Below are 18764 nucleotides of genomic sequence, written 5' to 3' on the forward strand. Positions count from 1 at the left end.
GGAGTTACCAGCCAGGGAGACTAACCAGGGTAACTGGCCTGGATGATTAGCTCAGGCCCATCTTCGAGGTGCAGGCTGGCCACGCGCCCCAGCCCTGGCCCGCCTGGACCTTCTCGGCCACGGCGATCTGCTCCTCGCGGGTGGCCATGTGCGCCTCGGGGGCGTACTCGTGGCCGCCGAAGGCCGCCCAGGTGGACGGGGTGAACTGCAGGCCACCGGAGAAACCGTTGCCGGTGTTGATCGACCAGTCGCCGGTCGCCTCACACTGAGCCAGCTCGTCCCACACCGATCCATCGGCGACGGACGGTGCACCGGAGACACGCTTGGTGCCGCGGACGACCACGCGCTCGGTGGCCGGCTCGAGCTCCTCGCGATCGATGACCTCACGGTCGGTCTCCTCGCCGTTGACCTCGGTGACGCGCACGGTGACGCGCTCCTTACCGGCGGAGCCCTTCTCGATGACCTTTTCCTCGCCCTCGGGCATGTCAGGGTCCTCGGTGACCTTCTCCGGCGGGTCGAAGGGCCGCTCCTCTTCGCGCTCCTCGGTGGCAACACGATGGACCTCGACGTGGGTGCCCTGCTCCAGCGGGGCGTCGGCGGCCGGGGTGACCTTGTCGTCCGGACCCAGCGGTGCGCCACGCATCTCGAGCATCTCGCCGACGGTGGACGCGGCCATGCTCAGACGGGCGGGGTCCTTGCCCGGGGCTCCGTCGTTGAGGGTGAACTCACGCGGGGTGGTGATGTCGAGCTCCATGCCATCGGTCGGGATGGAGGAGTTCGCACCGGCAGACAGGGCGGCGTTGGCGTTGTCGTAGCCCAGCTCAGCGAGAAGTTCGGAGACCGTGAGCGACGTGGTGTCGATGTCGCGCAGCTGGCCGTCGACGGTGACGGAGACCTGGCGGGCGGAGCGGACGGAGATGGTCGAGTTGTTCTCGACCGACTCGTCGAGACCCGGGGTGATCAGGTCTTTGTCGGAGAACTCGATGTCGTTGTCGGCGAGCAGGTCGCGGACGTCACCGGACCAGGCGGTGGTGTTGATCTGTTCCCCGTTGACGTCGAGGCTGACGTCCTTGTGGTTGGTGGCGGCAACGGTGCCACCGACGGCGAGGACGGCAAGCATGCCGCCGGTCGCCATGCGCAGCGGCATGGAGTTGGTGGTGTTGATCCGGTGAAGGCTGGACTTCTTCTTGGGGGACACTCGTTATCTACCTCCGGCGGCGCTGCGGGGCGCGCCGCCACTTTCTAGCGTCTGCGGTTAGACGTCTCGATTCCGTAACTTCGATAACGATACGGTAACGATCGCCCGCAGGCCAACCCATTGGCGAATATTCCCCGGAAAATGTCGCCACCCTCACACGTCATGGAGAACACGGGGCAACTGTGGTCACAGCCGTCTCATGCACCACTTTTCTACCGTGGCGCATCACCCGCGAATCACGCGGGAGTCACGCACGAATCACGCGCCCATCACGGGGCGCCCTGTGTGGCGTGGCGCGCGACGCACCACCCGGGGTATCAGATGCCGTAGAGCGTCCGGGCGTTCTGTGTGACGATCTCGCCAGCCTCCTCCGGTGAAATACCGCGGGCCTCTGCGAGACAACGCGCGGTGTAGCCGACGAAGATCGGTTCATTCCGCGCCCCGCGGAAGGGCTCCGGGGTCATGTACGGCGCATCGGTCTCCACCAGGATCCGGTCAGCCGGCACCAGTGCGGCGGCCTCGCGCAGTTCACCGTTGCGCTTGAAGGTGACGTTGCCGCAGAAGCTGAGGTAGTACCCGCGGTCGATCGCCTCGCGGGCGACCTCCAGCGGCGAGGAGAAGCAGTGCAGCATCACGGTGAGGTCGTCCGGCGCATCATTGAGCACGCGCATCAGGTCGTCGTCTGCCTCACGGTTGTGGATCATCAGCGGCTTGCCGACCTCGTGGGCCAGGGCCATGTGCCAGCGCAGCGCCTCCTCCTGCGTCTCCAGGTCGGCGGTGTCCTCCGGGTCGTGCGTGATCCAGTAGGTGTCCAGGCCGGTCTCCCCCACCGCCACGCAGCGATCGTCGGCGACGAGGTCACGAATCCGGGTGCGGACGTCCTCGGTGAGCTCGTGGGAGCGGGTGGGGTGGACAGCACAGGCCGCATAGACCCGCTCGTCGTGGTGGGCGGCCTGCAGCGCAAGCTCTGCCTCCTCAATCCCGTCACCGACGGTGCAGATCCCCTGCACCCCGGTCGCCGCCGCCCGGTCGACGATCTCCCGCACCTCGTCGGCGGTGGTGGCCTTGCAGGACGCCAGGTGGGTGTGGGCGTCGAAGAGCTGCGGCAGCGGCTCGGGCGGGACAGGGGTCGGACGCTTCTTCTTGGCGGACATGCCAGCTAGCGTAGTTGCAACTAGTCCGTCTCGACGCGGGCCCACTCCGGGCCGGTCTCGGCGAGCTCGGCGTCCAGCTTGGTGAACAGCGGGGACGGCTTGGACAGCGGGGAACCGGCGACCAGTTCGGTACGACCCCAGTGGGCCTGCTGCTCGTCGTAGTCACCCATGATCACCGGGTAGCTGCGTCCGGCCTCCGGCAGGCCCACGCCGACCGGGGTGCGCGGGGAGTCGTCGGTGACCTCCACGACCTTCGGCTGGGCAGCCCACACGCCGGTGCCGCCGAGGGTCTCGAAGACCTGCTGGGCGGAGAACGGCAGGTACGGGGTCAGCAGGGTGTTGGCGTCCGAGACGATCTGCAGCGCGGTGTGCAGGACGGTGGCCAGACGGTCACGGGCCGCCGGATCAGCGGCAGTGTCCTCCGTCCCCTTCGCAGCCTTAGCCAGCTTCCACGGCTCCTGGGCGGCGATGTACTGGTTGCCGCGGTCCACGATGCGCATGGCCTCGGCGATACCTGCCTTGAACCGCGAGTGCTCCAGGCACTCCCCGACCTTGGCGAACGCTGCGGCAGCATCGTCCAGCAGATCGCGGTCCTCGTCGGTGAACGACCCGGCCACCGGGATCTCCCCGAAGTTCTTGTGCGCCATCGACACCGTGCGGTTGACCAGGTTGCCCCAGCCGTTGGCCAGCTCGGTGTTGATCCGGCGGACGAACTCGTCCCAGGTGAAGTCGGTGTCCATGTTCTCCGGACCCGCGACGGCGATGAAGTAGCGCAGGGCGTCCGGGCCGAAGGTCTCCAGGAAGTCGCGGACGTAGATCACCACGCCCTTCGACGAGGAGAACTTCGAGCCGGACATGGTGAGGAACTCCGAGGAGACGACCTCGGTCGGCAGGTTAAGCTCACCGAACTCGCCGGCCTCACCACCCTTGGCGCCGGAACCGGCGTAACCGAGGAGCTCACCGGGCCAGATCTGGGAGTGGAAGGTGATGTTGTCCTTGCCCATGAAGTAGTAGGACAGGGCCTCCGGGTCGCCCCACCACTTGCGCCATGCCTCGGGGTCACCGGTGCGGTAGGCCCACTCGATGGAGGCGGAGAGGTAGCCGACGACCGCATCGAACCACACGTAGAGCTTCTTGGCGTTGTTGTCCTGCCAGCCCTCGATCGGCACCGGGACGCCCCAGTCGATGTCGCGGCTCATCGCCCGCGGGCGCATGTCCTTGAGCAGGTTCAGCGAGAAGTTCAGGACGTTGGGACGCCACCCTTCGCGCTCGCCCAACCACTCCGACAGGGCGTCGCCCAGGGCCGGCAGGTCGAGCATGAAGTGCTCGGTCTCGACGAAGTCCGGGGTCTCGCCGTTGATCTTGGAGCGCGGGTCGATCAGGTCGGCGGGGTCGAGCTGGTTACCGCAGTTGTCGCACTGGTCACCGCGGGCGTCGGTGGCACCACACAGCGGGCAGGTGCCCTCGATGAAGCGGTCGGGCAGGGTACGGCCGGTGGACGGGCTGATCGCACCCGTGGTGGTCTGGAGGACCATGTAGCCGTTGTCGTTGAGGCCGCGGAACAGCTCCTGCACCACCGCATAGTGGTTACGGGTGGTGGTGCGGGTGAACAGGTCGTAGGACAGGCCGAGTCCGGCGAGGTCCTCGACGATGATGCGGTTGTAGCGGTCGGCGAGCTCCTGGACGCTCACGCCCTCCTTCTCCGCCTGGACCAGCAGCGGGGTGCCGTGCTCGTCGGTGCCGGAGACCATCAGCACCTCGTTGCCCGACATTCGCTGGAACCGGGCGAAGACATCGGACGGGACGCCGAATCCGGCGACGTGTCCGATGTGACGGGGACCGTTGGCGTACGGCCAGGCGACAGCGGTGAGGACGTGTTTCGACATGCCAACAGAGTAACCCCTGGTGTGCCGTCGTGGCACACCAGGGGTTACTTGGCTGCAGCGCGGACTGGATACCGTCCACCGAGGCGCCGGATGCAGCGCCGGGTACCGCTCAGCCGGTCCTACTTCGTCGGCTTCTTGGGCTCCTGTTTCTCCCGGTTGCGCTTCTCCCGGGACTGGCGGGCCCCGGCTGTCTCCTGGTGGCGACGCTCACGTGCCAGACGCAGGCCGAAGGCGCGCTTCTGCTTCTCGTCGAGGAACATCGGGTCCTGGGACAGGCCCTTGTACAGCGCCAGACACAGGAACAGGATCAGGATCACGAAGGGGCTGGCCGCCAGGATCGTCACGGTCTGCAGGCTGTCCAGGGCCTCCTCACCGCCGGAGACCAGCAGCACCACCGCGAGGAGGCCGGTCATCAGACCCCACAGCACGGTGATCTTGCGGTCGGCCACCACTTTGCCGTTCTGGCTCATGGTGCCCATCACGGTGGACGCAGAGTCCGCCGAGGTGATGAAGAACGTAGCCAGCATGATCATCGCGATGATCGAGGTGAGCCCACCCAGCGGCAGGTCGTACAGCAGGTTGAACAGCATGGTCTCGGAGGTGCCGTCGCCGTAGATGTCGGAACCCTGGTCCTGCTTGTGGATCGCGCTACCACCGAAGATGGAGAACCAGACGACCGAGACCGCGGTCGGGACCAGCAGAACCACGAGGATGAACTCGCGGACGGTACGGCCGCGGGAGATACGGGCGATGAAGGTACCGACGAACGGGGACCAGGAGATCCACCATGCCCAGTAGAACAGGGTGTTGCCTGACAGCCACTCGGCCATACCCGGCGCGGAGTCGGCGGTGCGTCCCGCCATGCCGAAGAACTCCTGGATGTAGTTGCCGAAGGAGGTCGGGATGGTGTTCATGATGACCACGGTCGGTCCGAGGACCAGAACGAAGAACGCCAGGATGGCTGCGAGCACCATGTTGAGGTTCGACAGGTACTGGACACCCTTGCTCACACCGGAGAAGGCGGAGATCAGGTAGCACACGCCGAGGACACCGATGATCAGCAGCAGCCAACCCGTACCCGGGTCATGGACGATGTCGGTGGCGTCGAGGCCCGAAGCAATCTGCAGCGCACCCAGGCCCAGGGAAGCGGCGGTACCGAATACGGTGGCGAAGATCGACAGAACGTCAATCAGCTTACCGAGCCAGCCCTCGGCCCGGCGAACACCGATCAGCGGGATGAAGGCGGAGCTCAGCAGCTGCTTACGTCCAAGGCGGAAGGTTCCGTAGGCGATGGCCAGGCCGACGATGGCGTAGATCGCCCAAGGGTGCAGCGTCCAGTGGAACATGGTGGTGGCCATGGACACCGGCACACTCTCCGAGGCCTCACCGGGCACACCGTTGATGTAGAAGTTCATCGGCTCAGCGGTGCCGAAGAACATCAGGCCGATGCCCATGCCGGCGGCGAAGAGCATCGCGATCCAACTGGCCGCGTTGAACTCCGGTCGTTCATTGTCCTGGCCAAGTCGCACATTGCCGAACTTGCTCAGCGCCACCCACAGGATGAAGAACACGAAGATCGTTCCGGCGAGGACGTACACCCAACCGAAGTCCGTCACCACGAAGTCGAGGGCCTGGTTGGCCACGCTGGCGAAGTTGTCGGGTGCGGCAAGGGCCCACACGAAGACGGCGGCGACGATCAACCCGGCGAAGAACACGACGGCCTTGTCGACCTTCGCGTTCTTGTCCTCTGCGGGCGGGGGCAGCATGCTGTCGATCGCGACCGGGGAGATCTTCTCCTTGCTCAGTTCCTGAGCGGTGAGATCATCAATGGAGGTCCCAGCGACGTCTGCCTGATCCGACGAGGCACCGGAAACCTCCCGGTTCTCGTCGTTCTCTGGATACTCTTCTGAAACGGACATGCGGTCTACTGTGCCATAGTCTGTGGACACACACCGATCCGGTACGGAAGTTGCGCGATTTTCATCAGCGTCCGCGGGCGTCGAGAACCGCCTCGTAGAGCTCGCGCTTCGAGACTGACCCAGCGGCTGACCCAGCGCCTACCCCGGCGCCAGCCTGGGCCGCCACCTCCCGGCAGGCGTCCTTGAGCCGCACGCCGGACGCCACCTTCTCCTCCACGAGCGGGACCAGGTCAGCCACTTCTACCTGCCCGGACCCGTCGGCACCGGCCGCGGAGATGACCACGGTGATCTCACCGCGCACCCCCTCCTCCGCCCAGGCCGCCAGCTCGGCGAGGCTGCCGCGCCGGACCTCCTCATAGGTCTTGGTCAGCTCTCGGCACACCGCGGCCTCCCGCCCGCCACCCAGCACCTCGGCGGCGGTGGTCAGGGTGGCGGCCAACCGGTGCGGGGACTCGAAGAAACTCACCGCGCGCGGCGAGTCCCGCACCGACTCCAGCCAGGTCCGCTTGGCGCCGTCCTTGCGGGGCGCGAAGCCGTCGAAGGCGAAGTGGCCGACACCGACCCCGGAGAGGGCCAGGGCGGTGGGGACCGCCGACGGGCCGGGCAGGCAGGTCACGGGCACGCCGGCATCCTGTGCCGCGGTGACCAGTGGGAACCCCGGGTCAGAGACCGAGGGCATGCCCGCATCGGTGACCACCAGTACCCGGGCCCCGGTTCGCGCCCGCTCCACCAGTCCGGACGCCCGGTCGGACTCATTGTGGTCGAAGTTCGACACCATCTGCCCGGTGATCCCCACCCCCAGCGCGGTGGCCAGCGCGCGGGTGCGGCGGGTGTCCTCGGCGGCGATGACGTCCGCACTGCCCAGGGCGTCGATCAGCCGGATCGAGGCGTCCAGCGGGTCGCCAAGCGGAGTGGCCGCAAGGATGATCCCGCCGCGGGGACACGGCCGCTGTTCGGCTGCGCGCCGGGTCAACTCGGTCAGGTCTGCCGGTGTGCTCTGGCTCATGACCTGCAGACTCTACCGGCCAGCGCCGGGACGCTGCAGCCTGGCGTATAGGATGGCGTCCTGTGACACCGACCACCAGCAACGACGCCGGTGCCGACACCGTCAACGACGCCGGGTCAGGCGCCGGCCGCCGCGACGCACCGCGCGCCCTGCGCGCCCTGCGGCGCGTCCTGCGGCGCGTCCTGCGGCGCGTCGCGTCCGGCCCGCGTCGCTGGTGGTGGATGCTCGGCATCCTCGGTGCCCTCGGTCTACTGACCCGCCTGTGGGGGCTGTCGCACCCGACCGACCGGGGTGTGCCGGTGTTCGACGAGAAGCACTACGTGCCCCAGTCGTGGCAGGTGCTGCGCGGCACCGACAACCTGTTGATCGGAGGGATCGAGGACAACCCAGGCTTCGGCCTGGTCGTCCACCCTCCCCTGGCCAAGCACCTCGAGGCGATCGGGATCGCGGTCTTCGGCAACAACCCCTGGGGCTGGCGTATCGTCACCGCGCTCCTCGCCGTCGGGGTCATCCTACTCATCGCCGCCTGCGCCCGTCGGCTGAGCAACTCCGACTGGATCGGCTTCGCCGCCGGGATCATCGCCCTGTGCGACGGGATCCTCTTCGTCACCGGGCGCTCGGCGATGCTCGACCACATGCAGGTCTTCTTTACCCTGCTGGCGGTGTACCTGCTGCTGCACGACCACCGGCAGTTGGAGGACCGGTTCATCCTCGTCGCCGCCGAGCACCGTATCGGCGACTTCCCGCCGGGTCCTCGGCTGGGTTTCCGGTGGTGGCGGTTCGCCGCCGGGGTCGCCCTGGGATGTGCCCTGGCGGTGAAATGGTCCGGGCTGTACTACATGGCCTTCATCGGCCTGACCATCGTCGGCGTGGACTGGTGGCGACGGCGCCGCTTCGGGGTGCAGCGTCCCTTCCGCGGCACCCTGGTCCACGACTGTCTGCCCGCCTTCGCCTCGGTGGTGCTGGTGCCGGTCGGGGTATACCTGCTGTCCTTCCGGTCGTGGTTCGCCTCGGAGACCGGGGTGTTCCGCCACGAGCTGGAGTCGGGCAACGAGCGGATCGCCGGCTGGGGCCTGGGCTTCCTGCCGGAGTCCGTACAGAACTTCATCTACTACCACGTATCGGTCCTGGGTTTTCATTCCGAACTGACGAACTCCAACGACCACGTCCACCCGTGGGAGTCCAAGCCCTGGGACTGGCTGGCCAGCACCCGGGCGTTGCTGTACCACTCCACCACCGGCGACGACGGGTCCAAGGAAGTGGTGCTGCTGGTCGGCACCCCGGTGATCTGGTTCCTCACCGTCCCGGTGCTGCTGTGGGGACTGTGGCGGATGCTGCGCCACCGGGAGATGGTCTGGCTCGTCCCGGTGCTGGGTTACCTCGCCGGATTCCTGCCGTGGCTGATCAACACCGACCGCCAGATGTACCTCTTCTACGCCACCGCACTGGCACCCTTCCTCATCATCGGGATCGCCCTGGTGCTGGGACAGGTCTCGGATCTGGCGATCCGTCGGGACGCCCGTGCCCCTGATTCGCAGGTGTCACCGGTCAAGGCTATGGTGCTGGGACGCACCGGCCAGCTGGTGGTGGTCATCTACCTGGTGCTGGTCGTGGCGATGTTCCTGTTCTTCCTGCCGGTCTTCACCGGCATCCCACTGAGCCCGACACAGTGGAGCTGGCGGATGTGGCTGCCGGGCTGGACCTGATCCGGCAGAACCAGTCGGTCAGTCCGGCCGGTCGCCGGGGCGCCAGGACGAGTGCCGTTCCACGTCATTGGGACTGTATCCGACGGGACGTGCCGACAGCATGCGCAATGACTGACGCAGCGGGGCGACGGCATGGTGCCGGGCCAGCCACACGCTGACCAGCGCGGCGCAGGACGCCAGGTGCAGCAGCAGGCCGAGGATCTGGGCGACGTCCACCGCACCGTCCATCACCCCCAGGACCACGTCGCGGGTGGCGAAACCGGCGGTGAAGCCCCACAGTGCCACGAACACCGGCAGCAGACCGGGGCCCGCCGCCGGACGTAACGCCCCCCACAGCAGTCCCGCCGCCAGTGCGAAACGTACCGCCGCGGCGTCCACCACCAGTCGGGCGTAGTCGGGATCCGAGGAGTTGCCGACCGCACCACCGGCGCCACCGGCACCACCATCGCCACCACCACCGTCGCTACCGCCGATGAATTCGGCACCGGGACCGGTGACCCCGACGAGCAGCAGCACCGCCCAGACCACATACCCCACCGCACAGGCCAGCAGAACCAGCCGGGCGATGACCAGCGGAAGGCCCCGGTTCCGCAGCCGGTGCGACAACTGTGGGGTGTCGTCGGCGATCTGCGCCATGTGCTCGGCCAGGGCACCGGGGTCGGTGGGCGCGGGCGGGGTCTCCGGGGCCAGTGACATGCGCAGCCGACGGTTCAGGTCACTGGCGTCGGCGAACCACTGCTGGCACGGCTCGCAGGCCGCCAGGTGGGCGTCGACGGTGTCGTCCCCCAGCCCTGCCGGCCCGGGTTCCCCGTCGAGCCGCGCCGAGAGTGCGGCACGGACCTGTTGGTGGATATCGGTGGAGGTCATCTTTTAGCGGCTACCCCCCTCATCCGAACCGGGACAGCGCCTTGTCGAGGCTGGCGCGTCCGGCACCGAAGACCACCAGGACCACGCAGGCGGCGAAAAGCACGAGGACCAGTTCGGCGCCACCGTCTGTGACGAAGATCCCCTCCCCCAGGTGCACGAAGTAGAAGGCGGCCACCATGTCCAGGGCCAGCACACCCGCGGCCGCCGGGGTGAGCATGCCGAGGATCAGCAGGGCACCGCCGAGCATCTCGACGACAGAGACCACCCACACCGACAGGGTGGCCTGGGGGATGTTCATCTGTTCCCACATCGCCGCGGTCTCGTCCGCACCAGTCTGGAACACCTTGTCCCAACCATGCGCGATGAAGACGACCCCCAGGGCGACACGGAGCAGCAGCAGGGCGGCATCACGCACGGCAGGATTGTTCATGGTGCTGTCAGACTACCTTCCGGGGGTACGCGGGGATCACACCGCGCGGATGTGGCCGCGGGGGCCGAGCCCAGCGTCGCCGTACCCGTCGTGCCCGTCGTGTCCGCCGTGCCCGTCGTACCCGCCATCGGCGGCACCCATGAAGTCCATCTCATCGAGGTTGACGAAGGTCGGGTCGACGTCGTCAGTCTCGAGCACAACCGCGCCAGGACGGATCAGCCGATCGGGCACGCCCAGCTCACGGTCATCGGTGCTGCGCACACCCTGGCGGGCGCGGCGCATACGGGCCATCCGGCGCTGGTGCAGCCGGGCTTCCTCGACAACCTGGCGACGCAGGAAGTAGAGGTAGGCGCCGGTGAGCGAGACGGTGGCGCCCACGGCCAGCCACATCCACCCGCCGAGCACGACCGCCGACACCACGGCGACGACACACAGTGCCGTGAGCACTGACAGCACCCGCTTGCGTCGGGTCTGCCGCATCTCCGCGAGATGTTGGGAGGCCACCGGGTCGTAGAAGCCACGGCCCCGTCGGGTCGCGGCGTAGTCCAGCTCCTCCTCGGAGTTCTCCCCGCGAGCGTCGGAGTCCTGGTTCCCGGGGGTGTCGGACGCACTGTCTGCATCGTTTCCGCCAGACACAGCTGAGGGCGCAGAAGATGCAGAAACCACGATGTCGCCACCGCGGATATAGGCCTCCGGCACGTCGCTGACGACCTCGTAGTCGTCTTCCACATCCGGCACCGCAGCCAGCACGGCTGCCACATCGGCGCCTGGGTCGGTGTCTGGTTCTGCGTCGACATCCTCACTGTCGGAGTAGACAGTGTCGTCAGCGTCGGTGTCGGTGTAGTCGGCGTCCGTGTAGTCAGCCTCTGCATCCGCGTTGTCCGCGTCAGCATCCTCGGCGACCGCGGTGAAGACGGTGTCCTCGGCCGGTGCGTCCTCCATCGCGGCCGACATCTCGACCCGATGAGCACGGCCAGCACGGCCAGCACGGGCGGCCTGGTTGCCCTGATCGGCAATGACCGGCTCGAACTCGCCGGTATCCTCCTCGTCCAGCGGACGGTAGTCCACGATCTCGCCGTCAACGATGCCCGGCACCGTCACCAGTTCCTCGGCGACCTCATCGCTCCGGTCGTGACGCCGGCGGCGCACCAGGCGGGAGAGCATCCTGGGGCGGCCACTGTCGTCATCGACGACGACATCCACCGGCTCGGCGTCCACCAGCTCGATCTCGTCGTCGACGTCGGCGTGATAGAGACTCTCCGCCGGAAGGGGACGCTTCCGGTGGCGTTCGATGTCGTCTCCCCCGGCATGCAGGACACGGGTCTCGGACAACGCTGGCGAGGTCCGACGCACCGGCGACTGGTTGCGCAGGAACAACGGAGCCAGCAGCAGGAGCCAGACAACTGCGATCAGAATCAGGGAGCTGATGGAACCGGTCACGGGCAACCCTTCCTTTACACCGGCGCGGACCCGACGAGGGGTGGGACAGTGTCACCGACCCTACGTGTCAGCGTCCGGTCGAGCGCGCAGGCGCGCCGGGGGAAAAATCACGTCCGTCACTCGCGTCCCAAAGTACAGACTCCGAGAAACAGGCCCCGAGAAACAGGCTCCGAGGATCAGGCACCCGGCCGACGGTCCCGTCCCAGCAGGGAGACCACCCCGCCGGGGACCTCCTCGGTGGTCAACCCGACCAGCAGGTGGTCGCGCCACTGCCCGTTGATGTGCAGGTTGCGCACGAGTCGCCCCTCCTCGCGGAAACCGATCTTGGCCAGCACACGGCGGGACGCCTCATTCGACTCCAGGACAGTGGCCTCCACCCGGTGTATCCCGCCGTGGATCATGGCATGGTCGACCCCCAGGGCGACGGCGGCGGTGGCCACCCCCTGCCCCGAGTACCCGGAGTACACCCAGTAGCCGATCCAGCAGCTGCACACCACCCCGTGCTGGATGTTCCCCAGGGTCAACTGGCCGGCGAATTCACCGTCCACCTCGATGGCGAAGGGCATGACCTGACCGTCGTTGGCGAGGGCGGACAGGCCGGAGACATTCGCACGCCAGACCGCCTTGGTGTGTGATTCGCTCCACGGCCCCGGCACCGTCGGTTCGACCGGACGCAGCAGGTGTTCGTCGGCGATGCGGTACTGCGCCCACCGGGTGCCGTCGCGGCGTCCCAGCGGTCGCAGCCTCACCCGGCCGGCATGGGTGGTCACCGTGGCGGTCCTCGCCGGCCAGCCGGGGTGCCGGCTCGGCAGTGAGGTCAGGGAAGACAGGAAAGACAGTCCGGACGGCATGGCGGCGGTCCTCCCCTAGGACCGGTTGGTCAGGAACATCACGTCCACGACCTCGCCGGGCTCCAGGTGCGTGTGGTCCTCGGGCACCATGATCAGGCAGTTCGACTGCCCGTGGCTGCCCAGCAGGTGGGTCGGTTCCCCCGGCGATGCCGCGCCCAGCGGGTCGACCAGGAACTCCTGGGTCTGCCGGTCACGCATCAGCTGCGCGCGGATGAACCCACGGCGGGCCGGGGCGGACTCGATCCCGGCGATGGTCCTGGCCTGGACGACCCGGCGTGAGGTCTGGCGCTGGCCACGCAGGATCTGCACCAGCGGACGCACCATCACCTCGAAGGACACCAGGGCCGCACTCGGGTTGCTCGGCACCAGGAAGGTCGGTACCCGGTCGGCACCGAGGACACCGAACCCCTGGACGGAGCCGGGGTGCATCGCCACCCGCGAAGTGTCGAGGTCACCGAGTTCGGAGAGGATCTCACGCAGCCGGTCGCTGGAGGCCCCGCCCACGCCACCGGCGATGACCAGGATCTCCGACCGGATGAGCTGGCCCTCGATGATGTCGCGGATCCGCCGGTCCTCACCGGCGAGGATGCCCAGCCGGTTGACGTCGGCACCGGCCTCGCGACCGGCGGCGGCCAGGGCGTAGGAGTTGACGTCGTGGACCTGCCCCAGCCCAGGCTCTCGGTCAATGTCGACCAGCTCAGGGCCGAAGGAGAGGACGGTCATCCGCGGCCGCGGATACACCAGCACCTTGGAACGTCCGATGGCGGCGAGCAAGCCCACCTGGGCCGCGCCGATCACGGCGTCCTGTTCGACGACCACGTCGCCTGGCTGGGCGTCGGCGCCGGCGCGGTGCACGAAGCCACCGGCGGAGACCGGACGCAGGGCCTCGGTGCGACGTCCGTCGTCCTCGGCCCAGTCCAGCGGCACCACGGCATCGGCGAGAGTAGGCAGCGGCGCGCCCGCCTCGACACGCACCGCCTGCCGCGGCTGAAGCCGTACCGGACGGTGCGAGCCAGCGCTGATGTCACCGACGACGGGTAGCCGGGCCGACGGAACCTCGGGATCACCGCTGCCGGCGTGCCGGACGTCCACCGAGCGCACCGCATAGCCGTCGACGGCGGCCTGGTCGAAGCCCGGCACCGAGGTCTGCGCTTCGACCTGCTCGGCGCAGCGCAATCCCAGTGCCTCGGAGATGGCGGTGCGCACCGGCTCGGGGGTCACTGCCGCGGCGCTGATCATCGCCAGCTGCTCCTCAACAGTTCTCAAGGTGGTCCGTCCTCCGTCGGGGTCTGGTCAAGTACGTCCCAGAATCCTACCGCCTGGCGCCGCCGGATCTGAGGAAGCCCGCCGGACGTGTCCGGCGGGCTTTCCCGCCGAGTCAGGCCGAATCAGGCAGAATCAGGCAGCGTCACGCAGCGCTACTCCTCCAGCCGGTTCTGCAGCCACCGCTTCAACGAGGGGCCGTATGTCTCACTGTCCAGCGCGAAATCGACGCAGGCACGGATGAAACCGCCGGGGTTGCCGAGGTCGTGGCGTCCGCCCTTGTGGATGTAGACGTGCACCGGGTGACCTTCGGCGATGAGGATCTCGATGGCGTCGGTGATCTGGATCTCACCACCCTTGCCGGGCTTCGTCCGACGCAGGGCATCGAAGATGGAACGGTCCAGCAGGTAGCGGCCGGTGGCGACGATGGTGGACGGTGCGTCTTCCACGTCGGGCTTCTCGACCATACCGGTGACCGTGCACACCCGGTCATCGTCGACGGCATCCTCGTCACCGGGGTCGGCGATGTCGAAGACACCGTAGTTGCTGACCTCGTCCTCCGGCACCTCGAAGCCGCACAGGACCGTGCCGCCGTAGCGCTGGCGGACCTTGATCATCTCGTTCATCACGCCGAAGGGCAGCACGAGGTCATCCGGCAGCAGCACGGCGAAGCTGTCCTCGTCGTCGTCGAGTGCCCCCTCGGCACAACCGATGGCGTGGCCGAGGCCCAGCGGGCGGTCCTGGTTCACCGACACCGCGGTGATCATCTCGTTGACCGCACGCACCTTGTTGAGCTGCTCGGTCTTGCCGCGCGACTCAAGCGTGTCCTCGAGCAGTTCGTCGCGGTCGAAGAACTCCATGATGCCCTGCTTGCGCGGTGAGGTCACGACAGCAAGGCGGGACGCTCCGGCCTGGGCGGCTTCGGAGGCGATCAGCTCGATACCGGGGGTGTCGACCACCGGGAGGAGCTCCTTGGGGACCGTCTTCGTGGCAGGCAGGAACCGTGTCCCGAGGCCGGCCGCGGGGACGACGACAGTTCTGATCCCACCACTGGTGACGTCACCGGAGGTACCGTCTGGAGAGGCGGCGGGAGAGGGGTTTACTGAGGATGTCATACCTGGATAATACAACCGCCGGTGGTGCGCAGCAGGGCGGCGACACCCCCACACCCGCCACGAGTCGCCGGCCGGGGGTGACGGCGACGACTAGACTCCGGAGCCATGGAACACCCGGCGCACCCCGACCCCGCTGTTGCCGCGGCGAAACAGTCGCTGCGCACCCGACTGCGTGCCACCCGGTCCGCGGTGGGCGCCGCCGAGCGGGACGCCCGGGACGCCGCGATCATCACCCACCTCACCACCCATCTGGCCGACGTCGGGCCGGTGGCCGTCTACGTCGGCCTGCCAGGGGAACCCGGCGGCCCAGGGCTGCCGGCGGCGATGGCCGGGGCCGGCCACGAGGTGTGGTTACCGGTCGTCGCACAAACCGCTGCCCCCTTGACGTGGCGACGGTACCGGGGCGAAGAGTTCACCCGGCCCGGTCGCTACGGAATCCGGGAGCCCGTGCCTGACGCGGGTACGGACGTCCCCTCCGAGTCCCTGTTCGACACTGTCGAGGCATTGGTGGTGCCAGCCCTGGCGGTCGATGCGGACGGGGTTCGACTGGGTCAAGGCGGTGGTTTCTACGACAGATCTGCTACTTTCCGGCCTAAAGATGGCATACTTATGGCCATCGTGGACCACGAAGAGTTCCGGGTCACCGTTCCACGGACCGACCTGGACATCGCGGTCCCGACCGTCATCACCCAACACGGCACCTTCACAACGGTGGAGAGTACGCCTTCCACCCCACCGTCAGGAGAGAATCTTGTTTAAGGGCTTCAAGGACTTCATCATGCGCGGCAACGTGATGGAGCTGGCCATCGCGGTCATCATCGGCGGTGCCTTCACCGCGATCGTCACCGCGATCTCCGACCATCTGATCCAGCCGCTGATCAACTCCTTCGGAGGCTCCGAGGTCGACGGACTGGTCTGGAAGATCCGTTCCGACATGGACAGCACCGCAATCGACTTCGGTGCGATCATCACCGCCGCCATCAACTTCCTCATCATCGCCGCCGTGGTGTACTTCATCCTCGTGGCCCCGATGAACAAGCTCAACGAGATGTCCGCCAAGCGCAAGGGCATCGACCCGGCCGAGGCCGTTGAGCTGAGCGAGACCGATCTGCTGATGGAGATCCGCGACCTGCTGGCCGCCCAGAACACTGCCGGCACCACCGCCGTCGATCCCAACGCCCCCGGTGCTGGCACCGACGGCACCGGTTCCTCCGGACGCCACGCCGCAGACTAGTTCCGGACTCGTTCCGGAACCAGTTCCCGGTCCGGCTCAGCCCCAGTGGGGCGGGCGCTGGTCCCGCCAGAAATCCTCGCCGAATCCCCCGACCCCGCTGTCCCCTGCTTCCCCCGTCCGCCGCGACTCCCCGTCGCGTTGCGGGCGGGGGTTGTCTGTGTTGCCTGTGCCGTCCGGGTCGCCCGGACGTCGACCGATCACGCCGCTCTTGCGCCGGTGTGACCGCTGACTGTGCCGACTCTGCCGACTCTGCCGACCCGGCTGTCCCAGCTGGCCGGACATTCAGGCCCGATTGAGGTCGGCGATGACGTGGCGTACCAGCGGGCCCAGGGTGGCCATACCGTCCCGGATCGCCGCACGCGAGGCGGCGAGGTTGACCACCACCGTGGAACCTGAGACCCCGGCGACGCCGCGGGACAGACCGCCGTCGGTGGCGTTGCAGGCCAGCGCGGAGGAGCGCAGCGCCTGCGAGAGCCCCTGGATCCGCTTGTCCAGCACGCTCTTGGTCGCCTCCGGGGTCTTGTCCCGCGGGCCGACGCCGGTGCCGCCGACGGTGACCACCAGGTCAGCACCACCGACGACCGCGGTCTCCAGGGCCTTGCGGACCGCGGAGCGTCCGGAATCGACGGTGAGTACCGCATCCACCATGAAGTCCTCCTCTGCGAGGAGCTCGGCGACGAGCTCACCGGACTGGTCGCCACTGTCCTTGCGGTCGGTGACGATGACAACCAACGCGTGGAGGAGATTGTGCCGCTGGTTGCCGGCCTCGCGCCGGTCCTCCTGCATGTCGAGCGTGTGGAAGACGTCGTCGTCCGGCTCGGTGATCGCGGCGTCCAGCTCATCGAGACGGTCGAAGGGTTCCTGGGGAGAACCGGAGGTGTCCTCGGCGCCGGGCACCGTGATCAGACTACGGAGGTCACGGTCGGTGTCGACGAGGGATTCGTGGGACATTGAGCTGCGCTCCTGACGCTGGTGGTGGTTCCCGTGGGAAAAATTATTGTCTCCCACGGTATCCCGCCGCAGGGGCCCGTGTATAGGTGCGGGGGCGGTTTGACTGTGTTGCAGGGTGTTTCCGGGGGGGGGGTTATTCGGATTCGTCGAGGGTGACCTCGACCTCACGCTCATTGTCGCCCTCGGAGTCAGTGACTGTGAGTGTCACCTTGTCACCGACGCTCTGGGAACGGATCGCGGCGATGAGGCCTTCACCGCTGTCGACGACCCGGTCATCGACCTTGGTCACCACGTCGCCGCCCTCGAGGCCGCCCTCCTCTGCCGGACCTCCGTCGGTCACCTCGACGATCTCGCCTCCGACCGACGTCGACCGGGTGTTGACGGTGGCCCCGATCACCGGGTGGGTGGCACGGCCGTCTTCGATGAGCTGCGTGGAGGTCTTCTCCGCCTGGCTCGAGGGGATGGCGAAGCCCAGGCCGATGGAGCCGGACTCCCCACCCATGCCACCACCGAGGGTGGCGATGACGGAGGGGATGCCGACGAGTTGCCCATCGAGGTTCACCAGCGCACCGCCGGAGTTGCCGGGGTTGATGGCTGCATCGGTCTGGATGGCGTCGATCAGCGAGGCCTCGCCGCCGTCCTCACCACCGGCCTGCACCGGGCGGTTCTTCGCCGACACGATGCCGGTGGTCACCGTGGAGGACAGTCCCAGCGGCGAGCCGACGGCGACGACCGTCTGCCCGACCTCGAGGGACTCGGAGTCGCCGACCTCGATCGGCTGAAGGTCATCGGCACCATTGGCCTTGATGACGGCCAGGTCGGTCTGTGGGTCGGTCGCCACGACCTCGGCCTCGAGCTGACGGCCGTCGTTGGTGGTCACGCTGAGCTGGGCGCCGCGACCGTCCGCGCCGGCGACGACGTGGTTGTTGGTCAGAATCAGCCCGTCGGGACTGATGATCGAGCCGGAGCCCTCGGCACCACCCTCCTGGGTGGCCATCTGGATGGAGACCACACTGGGCAGCACCTTGTTGGCGACGTCCTCGATGGTTCCCTGCTCCGGGGTGGAGTCTGTGGAGGTGTTCTCGTTGCTGCCCTGGTTCTGCTGGTTGAACGAGGTTGCGGTGCCGGAGACCCCGGTACCGGTGTCCTTCATGACCTGGGTGGTGACCACAGACGAGCCGACGCCGACGGCGAGCAGCAGTGCGGCGACCGCCGGGGTCGAGAAGCGTCGGGTCGCAGACTTGCCAGGCTTGCCGGACGCTCCGGCAGCCCCGTTCGAACCGGCCGGGTCATTCGAGGTCTGCGGCGGGCCATAGGGCGGCTGGGCCTGACCACCGAAGTCCTGTTGTCCGAACGTCTGCTGGCCGGGACTCTGCTGACCGAACGTCGGCTGTCCCGGATGCTGCTGGGCAGGGTACTGCTGGGACAGGGCCTCCCAGTGACGCTGCTGAGCGGCGGTGGACTCGACGTCCTGGTACTCGCCGTTCGTCCCGGAGCCCTGGCCGCCAGTCTGGCCACCGGCACCTGCACCAGTCTGGCCGGCGCCCTCATCCTGGGCACCGCGCCCCCAGAAGCCCCCGTAGGGGCCGCCGCTGTTTCCCTGACCGTCCCGGCTGTCTCCGGACATTCAACACTCCTTGTACTTGCCGTGTGTTCACTGACACCCAGTGTGTCACCTGTCTCTGGGGTCTCAATTCATGAAACCTGGGAGAACGGTCCTAAAACAAGTGAAACTGACCCAATG

16 protein-coding genes are annotated in these 18764 nt (G+C 67.7%); 3 read left to right on the forward strand and 13 right to left on the reverse strand.

What is annotated here, in order from left to right; genetic code table 11:
* Positions 1-46: 46 nt before the first annotated feature.
* From ACTXPP_RS10200 to rsmI, 5 genes are all read right to left on the reverse strand, one after another.
* Positions 47-1198, reverse strand: coding sequence for a resuscitation-promoting factor (locus tag ACTXPP_RS10200; protein ID WP_301520245.1), 1152 nt, complete (start codon positions 1196-1198; stop codon positions 47-49).
* A gap of 317 nt (positions 1199-1515) precedes the next feature.
* Positions 1516-2352 carry a TatD family hydrolase gene (locus ACTXPP_RS10205; RefSeq protein ID WP_441609513.1) on the reverse strand — a complete coding sequence of 279 codons (837 nt, stop codon included), beginning with the start codon at positions 2350-2352 and terminating at the stop codon, positions 1516-1518.
* 20 nt (positions 2353-2372) lie between these two features.
* The gene (gene metG, locus ACTXPP_RS10210; RefSeq protein WP_441609515.1) at positions 2373-4238 is read right to left on the reverse strand and encodes a methionine--tRNA ligase; all 1866 of its coding nucleotides are present in this window, start codon (positions 4236-4238) and stop codon (positions 2373-2375) included.
* 119 nt (positions 4239-4357) lie between these two features.
* A complete protein-coding gene (locus ACTXPP_RS10215) occupies positions 4358-6157 on the reverse strand; it encodes a BCCT family transporter (protein WP_443342031.1) in 1800 nt (599 codons plus the stop codon).
* 64 nt (positions 6158-6221) lie between these two features.
* Entirely contained in the window at positions 6222-7163 is a 942-nt protein-coding gene (gene rsmI, locus ACTXPP_RS10220; protein ID WP_301497736.1) for a 16S rRNA (cytidine(1402)-2'-O)-methyltransferase, read from the reverse strand.
* 221 nt (positions 7164-7384) lie between these two features.
* On the opposite strand from rsmI, the gene ACTXPP_RS10225 reads away from it, so the two are divergent.
* Positions 7385-8869 (forward strand): dolichyl-phosphate-mannose--protein mannosyltransferase, encoded by a 1485-nt coding sequence (locus ACTXPP_RS10225; protein WP_443342038.1) that lies wholly within the window; start codon positions 7385-7387, stop codon positions 8867-8869.
* A gap of 18 nt (positions 8870-8887) precedes the next feature.
* Here ACTXPP_RS10225 and ACTXPP_RS10230 read toward each other — a convergent pair whose 3' ends face one another.
* From ACTXPP_RS10230 to ACTXPP_RS10255, 6 genes are all read right to left on the reverse strand, one after another.
* Positions 8888-9736 carry a zf-HC2 domain-containing protein gene (locus ACTXPP_RS10230; protein ID WP_301497115.1) on the reverse strand — a complete coding sequence of 283 codons (849 nt, stop codon included), beginning with the start codon at positions 9734-9736 and terminating at the stop codon, positions 8888-8890.
* A 19-nt stretch (positions 9737-9755) separates the two neighbouring features.
* Complete coding sequence (locus tag ACTXPP_RS10235) at positions 9756-10166, reverse strand: DoxX family protein (RefSeq protein ID WP_301497113.1); 411 nt, start codon at positions 10164-10166, stop codon at positions 9756-9758.
* A 36-nt stretch (positions 10167-10202) separates the two neighbouring features.
* Entirely contained in the window at positions 10203-11606 is a 1404-nt protein-coding gene (gene sepX / locus ACTXPP_RS10240) for a divisome protein SepX/GlpR (protein WP_443342034.1), read from the reverse strand.
* Between the two features lie 176 nt (positions 11607-11782).
* On the reverse strand, positions 11783-12457 hold the full coding sequence (locus tag ACTXPP_RS10245; RefSeq protein ID WP_301497110.1) for a GNAT family N-acetyltransferase: 675 nt from the start codon (positions 12455-12457) through the stop codon (positions 11783-11785).
* A 15-nt stretch (positions 12458-12472) separates the two neighbouring features.
* Positions 12473-13723, reverse strand: coding sequence for a molybdotransferase-like divisome protein Glp (gene glp, locus ACTXPP_RS10250; RefSeq protein ID WP_301520944.1), 1251 nt, complete (start codon positions 13721-13723; stop codon positions 12473-12475).
* Positions 13724-13875: 152 nt separating this feature from the next.
* Positions 13876-14835, reverse strand: a complete 960-nt coding sequence (locus ACTXPP_RS10255; RefSeq protein WP_301520945.1) for a UTP--glucose-1-phosphate uridylyltransferase — start codon at positions 14833-14835, stop codon at positions 13876-13878.
* A gap of 105 nt (positions 14836-14940) precedes the next feature.
* Here ACTXPP_RS10255 and ACTXPP_RS10260 point away from each other — a divergent pair, with 105 nt between their 5' ends.
* A complete protein-coding gene (locus tag ACTXPP_RS10260; protein WP_301520946.1) occupies positions 14941-15594 on the forward strand; it encodes a 5-formyltetrahydrofolate cyclo-ligase in 654 nt (217 codons plus the stop codon).
* The gene (mscL, locus tag ACTXPP_RS10265; RefSeq protein WP_301497103.1) at positions 15587-16069 is read left to right on the forward strand and encodes a large conductance mechanosensitive channel protein MscL; all 483 of its coding nucleotides are present in this window, start codon (positions 15587-15589) and stop codon (positions 16067-16069) included. The genes ACTXPP_RS10260 and mscL overlap by 8 nt, the downstream gene beginning before the upstream one ends.
* 282 nt (positions 16070-16351) lie before the next feature.
* Here mscL and ACTXPP_RS10270 read toward each other — a convergent pair whose 3' ends face one another.
* Positions 16352-17020 carry a MogA/MoaB family molybdenum cofactor biosynthesis protein gene (locus tag ACTXPP_RS10270; RefSeq protein ID WP_441609524.1) on the reverse strand — a complete coding sequence of 223 codons (669 nt, stop codon included), beginning with the start codon at positions 17018-17020 and terminating at the stop codon, positions 16352-16354.
* Positions 17021-17153: 133 nt separating this feature from the next.
* A complete protein-coding gene (locus ACTXPP_RS10275) occupies positions 17154-18647 on the reverse strand; it encodes a S1C family serine protease (protein ID WP_301498900.1) in 1494 nt (497 codons plus the stop codon).
* Positions 18648-18764: the final 117 nt, after the last annotated feature.

The organism is Candidatus Corynebacterium faecigallinarum (assembly GCF_052264515.1).
GTDB classification, from domain to species: Bacteria; Actinomycetota; Actinomycetes; order Mycobacteriales; family Mycobacteriaceae; genus Corynebacterium; species Corynebacterium faecigallinarum.